Consider the following 14,123-nt stretch of genomic DNA (forward strand, 5'->3'; position numbering starts at 1 on the left):
CTATGGAAGCGCTTACCATTTATTCTTTACTGAATTCTAAATGTGACGGTTGGAGTCCTTGAGAAAACCCGAACAATTTGATTCGCTCGCTTGCGAGCATATCTTATTGTTCGGGTTTTTATTTTTTTACCGGGTCTCTGTTAAGGAGGTGGTACACTTTTACAGCTAGATGATATGTATCATGTAGTGTTGAATCGAGTTGATGAGGTTTGCATACTAAAGGAGGTATTCTGTATGATTCAAGGTAAAAACCGATTAAAACTACTCCTTTCTATCGTTCTCTCCTTACTTATTTCGGCCATGTATGTCGGGCCTGTATTTGCTGCAACGCCACAAAATACGTTAAATGCATCAGCTACACTTGCTTATAACCTCAAAGGACTTAATCACAACGTCGCTGTTCAAAAAGCTTACATCGCATCAACCTATGTTTATGTAACTCAGCGGTCTGGGGGAAACTGTTATCTTTCAAGATTGCTAATAAACGGAAGTGACGCAACGTATGTTGACGAAATGACCGTGACGAATGCCGGACATTGCCAAACCCTTGATATGTACACATACAATGGTATCAATTATTTTTATTTCAGTTCGAAAGCAGATTCCTCAACTAGTAATTACTGGTCACTCCAAGTAGCTAGACTTCAATACGCAGCTGGCACGACATATGATTATACCGATTTACACCGCTTCTCCTATATGAATTACGCCAATACTACCGGTACAAGTTTAGGTGAGACATACCGTGTTGATGCCGGCGGCAACAGTACGCATACTGTCTTCCGTGTCCAAACAAAAGAAGGAACCGTTACGTGGTCCATTTATGACACGGTAGCCTTGAATCAATTGCTCGACAACAATGAACTCGTACAAATGGACAGTGCTGCGGCAGTAAGCGCCTGTGTTTCCAGCTTTACGCAGTCAGGCACTGCAATCGTGAGACCAAATGATTCTTTCCAAGGTGCTGATATGCTCGATAACACAGAAATATACACATCTGGCGGTGGGGAAGGTGAAACTCCACAAATCGCTAAGATGTCAAACACAGGCACATACAAAACCCTTGTTAAAATCACAAACGTGGGAACCCACGAAATCGAAGGTGTACAGACTAAAAACAATCATGTTTATTTTATTATCGTGGCAGACCCTGTTAATAAAACGAATACGCAGAAACTTTATTACGTGCCTGACAACCTATTTTAAAAACAAGACTACTTGGAGTAAACGCCACAACCTTAACAAAAAGAAGTGCTGCCTCGATCAAGGCAGCACTTCTTTTTCTCATATGTCGTTATACGCGACGTAACTTCGTTATACGGCCATCGATTATCCACTCGGCGACATAGACATCCCCCAATGAATCTACGCAAACGCCATGAGGTGAGCTGAAACGATTATCCCGATAGTATTCCTTGGGCAAATTAGGCCAGCCCTGCTGTTTGTAGGCTAATTGATCCTCACCAAGATGAGCGACAAGCGAATCATCCTCCGAGTTGAAAACGGTCACCCTACTGTGTAGGTCAGGGAAGAACATGAGCCCCTCATGAAAATAGAAAGAGCATGGCATATCCATATCGTTATCGATAAATCTCTTGAAATCTCCACTCAGTGTGAATACTTGAATACGATGATTCCCTCGATCAGCAACATAAAGCTCAGGTTCACTTCCTGTGAGTTTGACTGAAATGCCATGTGGGCATTTCATTAAACCAGGTTCACTTCCTGTTCCACCCCAAGAGTGGATTCGGTCTCCTTGGGCATTATACTGATGAATCCAATGCTGACCGTAGCCGTCTGTCACATATATGTCGCCATTTGGTGCAACAGCTAGATCTGTTGGCTTATATTTTTTTTCATCAGAATAAATGTCACCTAGATCAGGGGGAGTCAAACGAAGAAGGACTTCACCGTTAAGTGTCGTTTTGACTACCGTCCCAAGTCCACAATCCGTCATGTATAAATATTCACCGTCATGCTCTTTATGGAGGTATAAACCGTGTGCATTGGCCTCAATACCTTCTACAGAGAACGATTTGAGCCATTCGCCTGAACGACTGAATACCGTCATATTCGGCAAGCCTGTATGGAGTACATAAATATTGTCTTCCGAATCGGCAACAATGCCATGCGTATAACCAAAAGTCTGACCTTCCGGAAGACGTCCCCACCCATTTACCACTTCTGTTCGAAACATGCGATTTCCTGTTTGCATACTTAACCTCCTGAGCGATATGTGAATTTGATATACAACATGTATTATCACACATCACTTAGAGACATTTGTAAAGCTTTTTCGCTCTTGCAGTACTAGATAACTGGAGATTGTGTTAATACGGCTATGATATTCGCTTACTTTTGTTGAGTTACAATATATAATATAGTATAATAGCTATAACCTGAAAGGAGCGATTCACTATGTCCAACCACACAACTTCAACTATTGAAATAGGAATAAGTACGTTTCTCGAGGCTGCTCCGAGAGCTAATGGCATCACGCACGCCGAAAGACTCCGCCAAGCGGTAGAGGAAATTAATTTGGCCGATCAGGTTGGCCTAGACGTATATGCCATTGGTGAACATCATCGAGCGGATTATGCGAGCTCAGCGCCGGCCGTTATTCTGGCAGCAGCAGCTTCCACAACCAAACGAATCCGGCTTTCGAGTGCTGTGACCGTGTTATCTTCGGATGATCCAGTACGCGTTTATCAGGCTTTCTCCACATTGGACGGATTATCCAATGGACGTGCAGAAATTATGGCGGGACGCGGGTCTTTCATCGAATCCTTCCCGCTATTTGGATACGACTTGAATCACTACGATAGTCTATTTGAGGAAAAACTGGAGCTTCTGCTCGCGATCCGCGAATCAGAGAAAGTAAGCTGGAAAGGCGGCCATCGCCCTGGCATTAACAATTTAGGCGTTTATCCGCGAGCTGTACAAGAGCCATTACCCGTATGGATCGGAACTGGAGGAAATCCGGATTCCGCGATTCGCGCTGGCGTTCTTGGACTGCCTGTCGTCTTTGCGATAATTGGCGGTATGCCTGAAAGGTTCGCTCCGCTAGTCAACCTTTACAAGGAAGCGGCCTCTAAAGCGGGTCACGACGTAAGCAAGCTGCAGATCGCGACACATTCGCATGGCTTCATTTCGGATACAAGTGAGAAAGCTGCCGACTTGTTCTATCCAGCAACGGAAGCTATGATGAACACGATTGGCCGTGAGCGCGGCTGGGCGCCCTACACGCGTGATACGTTCGATGCCGCAAGAAGCCTGCGCGGTGCACTGTACGTCGGCGATCCCGAGTATGTCGCGGAGAAGATCGTACTGCTCCGCAATAACCTCGGCATAACACGTTTCCTTCTGCATGTGGACGTCAGCACCCTGCCACATCATGAATTGTTGCGCACGATCGAGCTGCTCGGCACGAAAGTCGCGCCAATTGTTCGCAAGGAACTGGAGCGCGAGGCAGCACAAGAGTAAAGTTAAATAAGAATGCCGAGTCGTCTCTCGGGATTCATTAGGCTAACGCAGCACATAGTTGCTGGTATGCCGTTCTACTTTCAGGAAAGAGGGTGTCCCCAGCCATTTACTTGGCTAGGGACACCCTCTTTTTGCGAATTGGTGACGTGGAAGTGCGAGATAGTCGATTATTTCGACTATCTCACCTCTATTCTACTTTACTCCTACAACTGGCAACTCAATCATCAGCAAACATCCGCTCGTACCTTGCTCCTCGCCCCCAGATATCCGAAGACTACCGCCTAATTGCGTGATTCGCTCCATCATCGACTGTAAACCGAAGCCCAGAGCAGTCGCCTCGTAGCGCTCACCGTCGTTCCATAACGAAAAGATCAACTTGTCGTCACGAGGCGTCAACTTAAACTGGAAACTCGTGCAGCGGCCGTGGCGAATTCCGTTAGTGAGTCCTTCTTTGAGCTCCAACGTGAAGCGTGACAACTTCAGTTGAATACCAACTCGGGCCAACAGTTCATGCCGAGTGAACGGTTTAACGTTGTAATCATTTGCACCGGCATCGAAACCTTCCAGCAGATCGGTTAGATGGGCTTATTTCTGTGCTGTGATACTCCTTTAATAGGACCTAATATCCTCGCTTTACGTCCACCGATTGGCTAACTTTCTCTTGTCCATTATCCATTTCTCCAAGCACTGCGAGCAGTCCTTCAATTGCTTCGTCCACCCCAGTAACAGCTGAAATATGCGGAGTAATGACCACGTTCGGATGAGCCCACAACGGCGAATGTACGGGCAGAGGTTCCTCCCTAAACACATCAAGAACAGCTCTACGCACTTGTCCCTGTTCAAGCGCTTTCAGTAGTGCATTCTCATCCAGCGAAGCTCCCCTACCGACATTAATGAAGCCAGCACTCTGCATGTAGGAAAATAAGTTTCTTTCAAATAAACGTTCCGTGATTGGTGTTAAGGGTAAAGTGTTAATGACCCAATCGGCTTGTGGCAACACGGTGTGCACCTCGGTAATCGGTAGGACCTTGTTAAAATGAGAGTTCGCTGCGCCGCTGCGAGATATTCCGTATACGTTTACCCCAAAAGCGCTAAGCATCTTCGCCACTTCCTCGCCGATCGTACCTGTTCCGAAAATAACGATGTTCAATTCATGCAGTAGCTTCTGCTGCGATGGCAGCCATTGTCTTTGGGTTTGTGCTTGCTGGAAATTATCATGACGTTGTAGATCGGCAAGTAGATAACTTAGGCAATATTCCCCTATTTTCCGTCCAAAACTGCCGACCGTACGCGTTAACACAACATCCATTTTCCATTCGCGATCCAATAAAAATGCATCAACGCCAGCTCCAAGCGCATGAACCCACTGCAAGTTACCGAATTGAAACGACTCTGTCGGTTTGAATGCCACATAACCATCTGCCCAATTGAAGTGATTCGGACGTACTTCCATCTCTGGTAGAAACAGATACTCCCTCTTCGTGTCCATTGAAGCAAGCTTTTCTAGCTCTTTATACATTCGCCCTGTCACTAATATTCGTTTGATATCCAAGCACAACGCCTCCTCAGAATCCGTAAAACTACGCGATAGTAACTTATTGTACCACGGTAGATAAATAAGAGGAAAACGTCGTTTGATAGTCATTGGCGGATATAGCTTGTTTATTTGTATTAACTGGAAAACATACAACTATTTAAAGGGGATTCCCTCTGACATTTGATTTAGCTGTAAAATTAAAATCCATCTATTCGCGCGGAGCACGGGATAAAAAAAAGACATGCCCCATGTGCATGTCCTTTCCCCTAAATGCCATTTATATGGTCATATAACTATGCTTGTTCGGCATGAACCATGGGTACGGTGTATGTTGCCGATTCAATCCAGGTCTTATCGGAGAATTCTCGGCCACGAACCACCACTTCGTTGTTGTAGATTTGAACATACATACCTTGCGCACAATTTGGATTGTCTGTACTGCGTGTTTTGCCGACAGAAGCATTATTGAACCAGTGAAAGGAATTCTGTGAGTTATAGTGATTCTCTGTTGCAAAGTTACGATGGGTATGCCCTGACAGTACAAAAACATTCTTATAAGGCGCTAATATTGCCCGAAACTCCTTCGCTCTGAGTAACTGAGGCGGTTTCCCGTCCATATCCGGCGCTGGTAACGGCTGATGGATGAAGATGAAAGCGGGCTTTCCATCCTCATGGGACTTCATACAATTCTTGAGCCAAGCAAGCTGCTCATCCGAATACCATGCGCCTTCCCCTACCTCTGGGTTCTCCTGCACATAGGTCTCTTGAGACATCATAATCAGATGCACATCATTCATCCAGACATCCTTATAGGGCTTATCCTTGTAGCCGAAAAACTTCATGAAACGTTCACGGGACATCGCATCGGTTTTCCCGTTGGGCACCGTTTCAGCGGACCAATCTCCCTTGCTGCTTATCCAAATATCGTAATAGTCGTGATTTCCCATATTCGCGTATAGCGGCGGAAGCTTGTAGTTGTCTAATACTTTTCGGAAAAGCTTGTAATCTTGATCCCGGCCTACATCCGTAATATCCCCGCCGAATACGATCGTATCTACGGGCGATTCAAAGCGAGTGATATCTTTCAACGCCGAATGAAGCTTATCAATAATCGTAGTAGTCCCATTGTTGGAAATATGCACATCGCTGAGTAAGAAAAAAGATAGCAATAATCGATGATTGGTGGAGTCAACCGAAACTGGTTGTGCAGAAGCTTGCGGAATGATTTGCTCTCCCGAAGCATCAGCTACCGCTACGTTCGTCTCTGGCCCCTTTAGTGATTGTTTGAGCAGCGCGCCGACACCAGTTAATGCGAACGCCGTTGCAAGCAATCTTTTGATAAACTGTCTTCTTGAAATCATGAACTTTCCCCCCAGGGATGTACCGTCTATGTAAATTACATATTAACATGTTAATTTTATCATATTCTTGACACTAGTTTAGTAAAATTCTTCGAGATTTTTTCCATAAATTCAAGTCGTTTATCGTTCAGTTGATAAAACATCTTCTGATCTCTGAAATTGATCCAATCCACATAACTCAAAAAAAACCGAAACAGCTCTTCATCAAGCGGGATCGGTTTTCTTGCAGTCGTGTATGATTTTCTTCAAGGTGCAACAGATGCTGATTAGCCCTACATCTTATTGCCTCAACTCCACTACTCTACTGAAACGAGTTCCAGATCCGGCGCCCTAGCACCCAGTTAAGCTTGAAACCCGTTTTCTAGAAAAACGTAATAAACAACAAGAAAAGTTGATTTATTCTGAAAACGAACCGTAAAGGAGAGCAAAATCATGAAGAAATTGATGATATTACTAATAGTAATTTTAACAACGCTCCAATTGAGTGCCTGTACGTTAATTGAAAAAGTAAATAGTTCCTTGGATTACGCAAATCAAGCTACTGACCACATCAATAAATTGAGTACTTTTGCACAACAAGCACCTCAAATGATGAAAGATGCGGCTTTGAATCCAGAGACAAAACAAGCACTCGAAAATCAATTAATCGGGATAAAAAAAGATATCGAACAATTTAATCTGAAAAGTGTCCCCACGATTGCAAAGGATATTCATCAACAATTGGTAGATAAGAATAAAGTGTTGCTGGATGAGATAAATAATGTGTTAGTCAATGGTCATCTGGTACTTGATAAACTTCAAAATTCACAAATACTCACGACGATTAGCGACATAACCATCTTCATCAATCGCATTCAAAATTTAGGATCTTAAGAACTTCTCACTTGTGAGAAGTTTTTTTTCATCATAAATGAACGCAATAAAACCGACCTTACGGTCGGTTGGTGATATCGATTATGCAAATTTAGAGGTTTTCCAACTGTTTGCCCAGATTGTCCAACATGATCGTAGTCCCATGCTCACGTTGTTCAGGTGTATCATGGCCATCTAGGAAAACGCCTTGTTCTGTAAAAATCAGCTTTGTACCCGTACCCTCAGGCTTGAACTCGACAGTTGTCACAGAAATCGACATTCGATTCTTATCCATATCTAATGTGTAGCTATAAACAATGCGCTCGTTCGGAACGATGTCTTGATACGTGGCATCGAAGGTGAATATAGGTCCACCCGGAGGGCCTCCCTGACTCATTTCCTTACCACCAATCCGGAAGTCAAATTCATCCGCTTTGGAAAACCACATCTCTTTCAGTTTAGGATCCTCCCAAGTAGCAAATACGCGGCTAGGCGAGGCTTTATAAATTCGTTCGACGACGAAAGTGTTATGTACGGCAATTCGTTCGTTCATGCTTGTCAGCTCCCTTGTTTTGATTCATCGGATTTTCCGTCTAGGAGTTCACCTAGCAGGTCTAGGCGGCGTTCCCACGACATCCGACGTTCGATGATCACTTTCTCATGGCTCTTCTTCATGGTTTCCAGTAATTTGGTGAAATCATCTACCGTTACAGGTTCTTTCAACGACATCAGATTGGATACGTACTCTAGTTCGAGCAAAAGATTCTGCTCCATCCGAATATTTTCTTTCAGTCGGGCAATTTGCAACGAAACAATCTCCAACGGACTGAATTGCTCTCCTGTTAATACGGACTTAACCTCATCCAGTGATAAACCGAGTTCTTTTAGCGATAAAATTTGCTGCAGTCGCGACAGATCAGCCTCATTGTATAATCGGTGCCCCGATTCGGAATGCGCCGAAGGCGAGAATAAGCTGATTTGATCGTAAAAACGCAGTGTTCGTATCGTGAGTCCTGTTAGTTTAGCAAGCTCTCCCACTTTCCAAAGCTGCTTCATAATCATCTCCTTTAGGCTGTGCTAGCTGTTTACCGGTAACTATACTATAAAACATGACGTTACGTCATGTGCAAGTGTTGAAGTCATTATTTTTCAAAATCACAAGGAAAAGACCGCTAGTTAGCGGCCTCATCTATTATTTATGAACTTTTTGGATAGACTCCAAATGTTCTTCAAGTCTGTTCCAAGTATCCGTGATACCTTCCATCATCCCCATATCCAGCACCTGTTGTAGGCTTTCAGCTGATGCATATTCTCCGCGGTTAATGAGCTTAGTACCCGTTTCTGTTTCGATGAAGGTCAGCGTTACGCGCGTAGATGGCATGTTTTCCGCTTCATTGCCTTCCGCATCAGAGAAAAAGTCTACATACACAATTTTCTCCGGTACAACGATCTCGCTGTAAACGGCCTTGCCCCATGATTCCATACCATAGTAATCGCCTTGATTCTTCTCTTCACACTTCATGCAATAATGCCAAACCCCACCGACGCGGAAATCAACATGACATACTGGAAGTGCCCAACCTCTTGGACCCCACCAATGTTTCAGATGTTCGGCTTGCGTGAATGCCTGGAAAACCAACTCGCGAGGGGCATTGAATTCACGCTCTAGAATAAGAACTTTGTCCTCTACCGTGGAAACCATTTGATTTGTCATGTTTAACTTCCTCCTAGAATGTTCATTATTTGTTTAAAATAGTTCTAATCAATCAGTCTTGCTGTCTTCCTGCAATTGATCGCCCTTAAGCTTCTGTAAATAGTCATCTAGTCGGTTATACCGCTCCTCCCAGATGACGCGGTAGTTCTCCAGCCAGTCGTTCAGCTCTCGGAAAGGATCAGGCATCAGCTTGTAAATACGACGATTTGCATCCACCCTTACCTCGACGATGGCAGCCTCACTAAGTACACGCAGATGCTTGGATACTTGAGGCTGACGCAGTTGAAGCCGTTCCGCGATTTCCCCTACAGTGAGTGGCCGTTCACGCAAAAGATCAACAATCCTCATGCGGTTAGGCTCTGCCAATGCACTCATGATGTTAGGATCCATGCTCATCATCCGTCCTCTTGCTGTAATTACATACGTTTCGTTTCTCGTTGTGTTTGGAGGCTGTTTTTCTTACTGAATTCAATATACCACATGGGGAATATTCTCTCAAGTGAATATTGAAAAATAACATAAGAAAAGCGCTAACCCGAAGGTCAGCGCTTATTAATCACTTCAAGCTATGATACACAGCCATCATATCTTGTTTGTTCAATTCACGAATACGATTGTAGATCGGTATATCAGCAACGGACTCCGCTACTTTGCTTTTATCAACAACATCACTTACTTTGCCAGTAAGCCATGTTTGCACGCTTACGCCATCAACGATTTCCTTGCGTCCCTCATCATTGATGCCACTAACATGACAACTCACACAAGGAACGGACAATTTATGTACGCCATCATGGAGTCCATCTTCGGAAATGACTCGCTTACCCCCACAGAATGGGCATGGATGACTCCCTTTGATCTTATTAATTTGGGTAACTATCTTATTGTAACCAAAGGCCTCATAGACATAAGTTAGTTTTTTATATTTTCCATTGGTGAAATACTTATCAATAATGGTTTCTCTTGTCTCCGTAATATCAGCAAAATCACAGATAGTTATCAAGTTTTTGGAGCTGATCGCATCAAGATTACCTTTAATCTTGTCCCAGAAAGGCACTGCATTTTGTAAAACCACTTCATATCCCACAAAGCTAGCTAGCTCCAGCTCGTACATTTTAAGCGCAACTTGCGTTTCCCTAGGCAATAAGGAGACATCTTCCGAAAGTGTGAGGTCACCGCCAACAATGGATTTTAATTTTTCTAATTCTGGCAAGCTGCCTACGCTTTGTATAACCTGATCCAGCGGTTGCTGAATAATCTCGCGAATATCCGAGCCATTAAATTTCAATTTTTTATGATGGTTTAACACGGTTCCATGACAGACTGGGCAGGTAATCATTTCTCTTGAAGCTTTCATTGCTTCTTTAATCGTAAGGTTCTTTGAAATAACCATATAACGCCCAAGGATGAGATTAAAACCTTCCCAGGTTCTCGATGCCTTACCCGCTTTATCATAAAATGACTTTTCCCAATAGCCATATAGGAACGTATTCTTTTCTGCTTCTGTCATTTCATTATAGCTTTTACTAATATCATGACCGAGTTCATTCTTTATCTCTTCAAAAAGGAAATGCAACTTGGCATGCTGATAATATTTTAAGACATCCATTACTTCAGGCAATAATAGGCCATCCCAGAATGGTACTGTTTTATCTTGAATGAGAACATCCATATCAAATCTTTCAATGACACGACGACCAGAGCAACATGGACAATGATTATCTTGATAATAGAAATCGAAGCTTCTTGTATCTTTATTGGTCGGATGAGAAGCTACAATATGGTTGATCAGTCCACCGATTTCATAGAGAAAACTATATTGACTATACAGGTGTCGTTCAAGATCAATCGCGATCACAGGTGCAATTTTGTCCGATTCGTATTCACCATAGATCAAGCGGGCCATGGAAGATAAGCTTTTTAGGATACCTCCCTTATAAATGTTTTCTGCCTGTTTAAAATAGTTGATCTGATTTTCTTGTACGTATTGAATACCTTGTTGTTGCTTCAGCGCGGAAGAAATATGCAAAGGGGCTGAATGATCTTCCCTATTTTTAAGACGATAGTAGTCATCATGAGGGACAACATCAAGATGCTCAATCGGTTGAGGCTGTCTTTTGCCAAAATCAACGATAAAATCCGAGCTTTCCAGCATATAGGCATTATGTTCAATCATCAGGATGGAGACAGATTCATCTTCTAGAATGACTCTAACGCTATCGATGAATTGATTTAAAATATTTTGTGATAAACCCTTAGAAGGCTCGTCAAAAATAAACAGCGTATGCGGGTTTCTTGAATTTGCAAACAACTCCGATACTAAATGCACACATTGAAATTCACCTGTAGATAACGATTGTGTTTTTCTTTCTAATGTCAGATAGCCAAGTCCAAGTTTATTCAATAAGCTCAATCGTTTACGAGCGATGTCTTCGTTCGGCAGTTCTTCAATAATATCTTCGATCGAACGTTGGAAAATATCATCCTCCGTTTCTTCGTTATATTTGGTGAGTTTCTTCTTGATATCAAGGAAAGTAGCAACGGTTGACCGGCTTGTGATCGATTGGTTGCGATCTTGCCCAACCATGACCAGTTTATCTTTGGGGTAACGTTTCTGAAAATCTTTGGACATGCACTCATTCACGAGTGTTGATTTACCGCATCCTGACTCGCCAGTAAAGGTTACTAGTCTATTCTTGGGAATTTGAATTTCAGCCATTTGAATATTTCGACAGTATAGATCAAGAAATTGATAATAGTCGGTTGGCACATCTTTATTTTGCTCCCAAGGGACTGGTTTAGGACGAGGTGATTCTTCAACAATTTTCCCGCCATATTTACCGCTACCTGGTCCAAAAAACAATTGCTCATCTGTTGTATCCAGTACCGTATCTGAATGATCAATGAGCCATATTTGATTCTTATAGCCTAATTGTTTTATTTGTTCTAGAATTTTCAAAAGCGTTTCATGGTCAAGACCAACGGAGATTTCATCAATAATAATAACGGTATTCTCACTTGTAGCCATGAATTCAGCCAAATAATGACGTGTTAATTCCCCCCCTGATAATGTCCCCATAATACGATTTAATGTTAAGTAACCGATATTCATATTGATCAAATTCTGGAGAATATGTTGCTTTGCTTCACTAATATGTAATTCCTCGGCAAGAGAAAGGATGGTTTCGATGCTTAAGTTATTGATATCGGAGATGCTATGAGGTTGATTCCTTAACTCCAGCTTGTGCGTCTCAACTTCTGGACTGTAGCGTTTCCCATTACACTTCGAACATTCTACATTTTGTGTCGTGCTGCGACCTTTACAATCCGGGCACCACCCTAATGCGTTATTAAAGGAAAAAACTTCTGGAGAAAGATTGAATTGTTCGGCCATTCGATCACGAATCTCTTTGAAAACGCCCGTATGTGTGCCAATGGTTGAACGAGGATTGGATGAAATCGATGATTTTCCGAGAAAAAGGACGAGAGGCATTTCTTCCATCTTGATGGCGCTGAAATTCGTTTCCATAATCTCAGGAAATAGATATTGATATTCAGCTTTCGGCAATAAGGAAACGAGACGTTTTTTGGATTCTTCCCCAATTGTCTGACAGAAAGTTGTCTTACCTGATCCTGATAATCCAGCAACTCCTAAAGATTTATCTACAGGTATTGTTGCATCTAATCTGTTAATGTTGTTCGAAATTAATTGATTTATTTGCATGTGTACATCCTTTCTATTGATTACACTTATTGATTCCATATTAGCACATTCACTGTACCTTCACTCTTTTCTTGATCAAATTGATCTGGCCTCTATGATTGATTTCATCTTCGAACACGTGAAACCACATAAAATAATGATTCGCTTGTTTCTTATACCAGAACTCTTCTTCTTGATATAACCAATCATCATCGACCGTTTTAAATAATTCGAATGTACGATTCCTGATTTCATTTAGCTTATGTACATAATAGGCCAAGTCATTTCCTTTAATCTTTTCCCGCCCTTCTGCACCTAGATTTAGAGCGGGTCCCCAAATGGCCATATCTTCATCATTCAATTCTCTTTTTTCGAAAGTTTCCAATTGATAGGCGTATTCGACTGCCGCGAAATGCATTAACAAGGCGCCAATTGAATTACTCTCCTCATCTAGAAGAAAATCCAAGTCATGTATGGTTAAATTCTTTACGGATTCTAGTGTCGTATGTCTGACATAGTTCATCATCGACAGTAAGCGGCTAATCTGCGGCGTATAACCTGGTATGTCTGTAATGAGATAAATTTGATTCATATTTAACATGAGTGTCCTCCTTATTTTATATGACGACTTGTAAGCCGAGATCAGCTAGAACAACTTCACCATGAAACATCAAAGCTGCTTCTTCCCTCAGTACTTGAATATCTCCGAAGTGAGGCAAGTGGGTTAAAAGTAATTTCTTTACGCCTGCCTTCGCTGCAAGTTTCCCTGCTTCAACTGCATGCATATGACCATACTTAGCGGCATCAAAGTTGGCATAGAAGGAAGCTTCTGTGATAAGTAGATCCGCATCCTTCAAGTAGGGGACGAGAGTTTCATCGAATCTTGTGTCCGCCGTATAAACCAAATTTTTTCCCTGATAGGAAATTTTCACGCCTAAGCAAAATACATCATGATCCGTTCGAAAGAAAGTTAAGATTAGGCCATCCTCGAATGTTACGGTCGTATCTTGGTTAATTTCTTGTTCAATTGTTCCTTTCAATACAGGAATCGCCCATTCGTCTTTAGAATCCTTGGCAACTAATAAAGGCAAGGGTGTATCACGTTGTTTTAAATCCATATCAATTAAACAAGCATATTGAAGAGAACCTAAGTCTGCCATGTGATCGAAATGATTGTGCGAAACAAATACAGCTGTTAATTCATGAAGTTCCATGTAATTTTGTAAAACGGATAATACACCGCTGCCACAATCCAGCAAGATTTTATGATTGCCTACTTCTACAAGAAAGCCTGCAGTTGCTTCTCCTCGCTTTGGATAAGCGCCCCATCTACCTATGACTCTTAGTTTCATACGGATGCTCCCCCATTTCATAACTGATATACCAATAAAAAAAAGAGCTGCATTACGTAGCAACTCCATTTTCACTCCACTTGTTCGATAAAGAGCTACGCTTTTCCTGCTTAAAATATAA

General features: G+C 42.4%; 14 protein-coding genes. 3 read left to right on the forward strand and 11 right to left on the reverse strand.

Translation table 11 applies throughout. The features are described from left to right. Positions 1-234 precede the first annotated feature (234 nt). Positions 235-1,206 carry a hypothetical protein gene (locus ACSQ8O_RS26435; RefSeq protein ID WP_436244088.1) on the forward strand — a complete coding sequence of 324 codons (972 nt, stop codon included), beginning with the start codon at positions 235-237 and terminating at the stop codon, positions 1,204-1,206. Positions 1,207-1,294: 88 nt separating this feature from the next. Here ACSQ8O_RS26435 and ACSQ8O_RS26440 read toward each other — a convergent pair whose 3' ends face one another. After that, positions 1,295-2,215 (reverse strand): hypothetical protein, encoded by a 921-nt coding sequence (locus ACSQ8O_RS26440; protein WP_436244089.1) that lies wholly within the window; start codon positions 2,213-2,215, stop codon positions 1,295-1,297. A 203-nt stretch (positions 2,216-2,418) separates the two neighbouring features. Between ACSQ8O_RS26440 and ACSQ8O_RS26445 the strand changes: the two genes are divergently transcribed. Next, complete coding sequence (locus tag ACSQ8O_RS26445) at positions 2,419-3,483, forward strand: LLM class flavin-dependent oxidoreductase (RefSeq protein WP_436244090.1); 1,065 nt, start codon at positions 2,419-2,421, stop codon at positions 3,481-3,483. A 192-nt stretch (positions 3,484-3,675) separates the two neighbouring features. Here the strand turns inward: ACSQ8O_RS26445 and ACSQ8O_RS26450 are convergent, their stop codons facing one another. The 3 genes from ACSQ8O_RS26450 to ACSQ8O_RS26460 all read right to left on the reverse strand — a co-directional run bounded on the left by ACSQ8O_RS26450 (position 3,676) and on the right by ACSQ8O_RS26460 (position 6,381). Beyond that, positions 3,676-3,960: a hypothetical protein gene (locus ACSQ8O_RS26450; protein ID WP_436244091.1), complete on the reverse strand. Its 285-nt coding sequence runs from the start codon at positions 3,958-3,960 to the stop codon at positions 3,676-3,678. A 142-nt stretch (positions 3,961-4,102) separates the two neighbouring features. Beyond that, complete coding sequence (locus ACSQ8O_RS26455; protein ID WP_436244092.1) at positions 4,103-5,035, reverse strand: D-2-hydroxyacid dehydrogenase; 933 nt, start codon at positions 5,033-5,035, stop codon at positions 4,103-4,105. Between the two features lie 278 nt (positions 5,036-5,313). Then, the gene (locus tag ACSQ8O_RS26460) at positions 5,314-6,381 is read right to left on the reverse strand and encodes a metallophosphoesterase family protein (RefSeq protein WP_436244093.1); all 1,068 of its coding nucleotides are present in this window, start codon (positions 6,379-6,381) and stop codon (positions 5,314-5,316) included. A 432-nt stretch (positions 6,382-6,813) separates the two neighbouring features. Between ACSQ8O_RS26460 and ACSQ8O_RS26465 the strand changes: the two genes are divergently transcribed. Then, on the forward strand, positions 6,814-7,254 hold the full coding sequence (locus tag ACSQ8O_RS26465; RefSeq protein ID WP_436244094.1) for a DUF6376 family protein: 441 nt from the start codon (positions 6,814-6,816) through the stop codon (positions 7,252-7,254). A 91-nt stretch (positions 7,255-7,345) separates the two neighbouring features. Here ACSQ8O_RS26465 and ACSQ8O_RS26470 read toward each other — a convergent pair whose 3' ends face one another. The 7 genes from ACSQ8O_RS26470 to ACSQ8O_RS26500 all read right to left on the reverse strand — a co-directional run bounded on the left by ACSQ8O_RS26470 (position 7,346) and on the right by ACSQ8O_RS26500 (position 14,002). Further along, on the reverse strand, positions 7,346-7,786 hold the full coding sequence (locus ACSQ8O_RS26470; RefSeq protein WP_436244095.1) for an SRPBCC family protein: 441 nt from the start codon (positions 7,784-7,786) through the stop codon (positions 7,346-7,348). A gap of 5 nt (positions 7,787-7,791) precedes the next feature. Next, positions 7,792-8,289: a MerR family transcriptional regulator gene (locus tag ACSQ8O_RS26475; protein ID WP_056621733.1), complete on the reverse strand. Its 498-nt coding sequence runs from the start codon at positions 8,287-8,289 to the stop codon at positions 7,792-7,794. Positions 8,290-8,425: 136 nt separating this feature from the next. Next, positions 8,426-8,947, reverse strand: a complete 522-nt coding sequence (locus ACSQ8O_RS26480; RefSeq protein WP_436244096.1) for an SRPBCC family protein — start codon at positions 8,945-8,947, stop codon at positions 8,426-8,428. A 48-nt stretch (positions 8,948-8,995) separates the two neighbouring features. Continuing rightward, on the reverse strand, positions 8,996-9,337 hold the full coding sequence (locus tag ACSQ8O_RS26485; protein ID WP_436244954.1) for an ArsR/SmtB family transcription factor: 342 nt from the start codon (positions 9,335-9,337) through the stop codon (positions 8,996-8,998). A 166-nt stretch (positions 9,338-9,503) separates the two neighbouring features. Then, positions 9,504-12,671: an ATP-binding cassette domain-containing protein gene (locus ACSQ8O_RS26490; protein ID WP_436244097.1), complete on the reverse strand. Its 3,168-nt coding sequence runs from the start codon at positions 12,669-12,671 to the stop codon at positions 9,504-9,506. 49 nt (positions 12,672-12,720) lie between these two features. Then, complete coding sequence (locus ACSQ8O_RS26495; RefSeq protein WP_436244098.1) at positions 12,721-13,251, reverse strand: DinB family protein; 531 nt, start codon at positions 13,249-13,251, stop codon at positions 12,721-12,723. Between the two features lie 16 nt (positions 13,252-13,267). Further along, positions 13,268-14,002 carry an MBL fold metallo-hydrolase gene (locus ACSQ8O_RS26500; protein WP_436244099.1) on the reverse strand — a complete coding sequence of 245 codons (735 nt, stop codon included), beginning with the start codon at positions 14,000-14,002 and terminating at the stop codon, positions 13,268-13,270. Positions 14,003-14,123 lie beyond the last annotated feature (121 nt).

Origin of the sequence: Paenibacillus sp. LjRoot56, assembly GCF_964253335.1 — a bacterium.
In the GTDB taxonomy this organism is placed as follows: domain Bacteria; phylum Bacillota; class Bacilli; order Paenibacillales; family NBRC-103111; genus Paenibacillus_E; species Paenibacillus_E allorhizoplanae.

Coding starts and splice junctions, on each gene's coding strand:
- ACSQ8O_RS26470 (WP_436244095.1), bottom strand. CDS start 7,786: ATGAACGAACGAATTGCCGTACATAACACTTTCGTCGTCGAACGAATT.
- ACSQ8O_RS26495 (WP_436244098.1), bottom strand. CDS start 13,251: ATGTTAAATATGAATCAAATTTATCTCATTACAGACATACCAGGTTAT.
- ACSQ8O_RS26440 (WP_436244089.1), bottom strand. CDS start 2,215: ATGCAAACAGGAAATCGCATGTTTCGAACAGAAGTGGTAAATGGGTGG.
- ACSQ8O_RS26435 (WP_436244088.1), top strand. CDS start 235: ATGATTCAAGGTAAAAACCGATTAAAACTACTCCTTTCTATCGTTCTC.
- ACSQ8O_RS26480 (WP_436244096.1), bottom strand. CDS start 8,947: ATGACAAATCAAATGGTTTCCACGGTAGAGGACAAAGTTCTTATTCTA.
- ACSQ8O_RS26460 (WP_436244093.1), bottom strand. CDS start 6,381: ATGATTTCAAGAAGACAGTTTATCAAAAGATTGCTTGCAACGGCGTTC.
- ACSQ8O_RS26485 (WP_436244954.1), bottom strand. CDS start 9,337: ATGGATCCTAACATCATGAGTGCATTGGCAGAGCCTAACCGCATGAGG.
- ACSQ8O_RS26475 (WP_056621733.1), bottom strand. CDS start 8,289: ATGAAGCAGCTTTGGAAAGTGGGAGAGCTTGCTAAACTAACAGGACTC.
- ACSQ8O_RS26465 (WP_436244094.1), top strand. CDS start 6,814: ATGAAGAAATTGATGATATTACTAATAGTAATTTTAACAACGCTCCAA.
- ACSQ8O_RS26500 (WP_436244099.1), bottom strand. CDS start 14,002: ATGAAACTAAGAGTCATAGGTAGATGGGGCGCTTATCCAAAGCGAGGA.
- ACSQ8O_RS26445 (WP_436244090.1), top strand. CDS start 2,419: ATGTCCAACCACACAACTTCAACTATTGAAATAGGAATAAGTACGTTT.
- ACSQ8O_RS26490 (WP_436244097.1), bottom strand. CDS start 12,671: ATGCAAATAAATCAATTAATTTCGAACAACATTAACAGATTAGATGCA.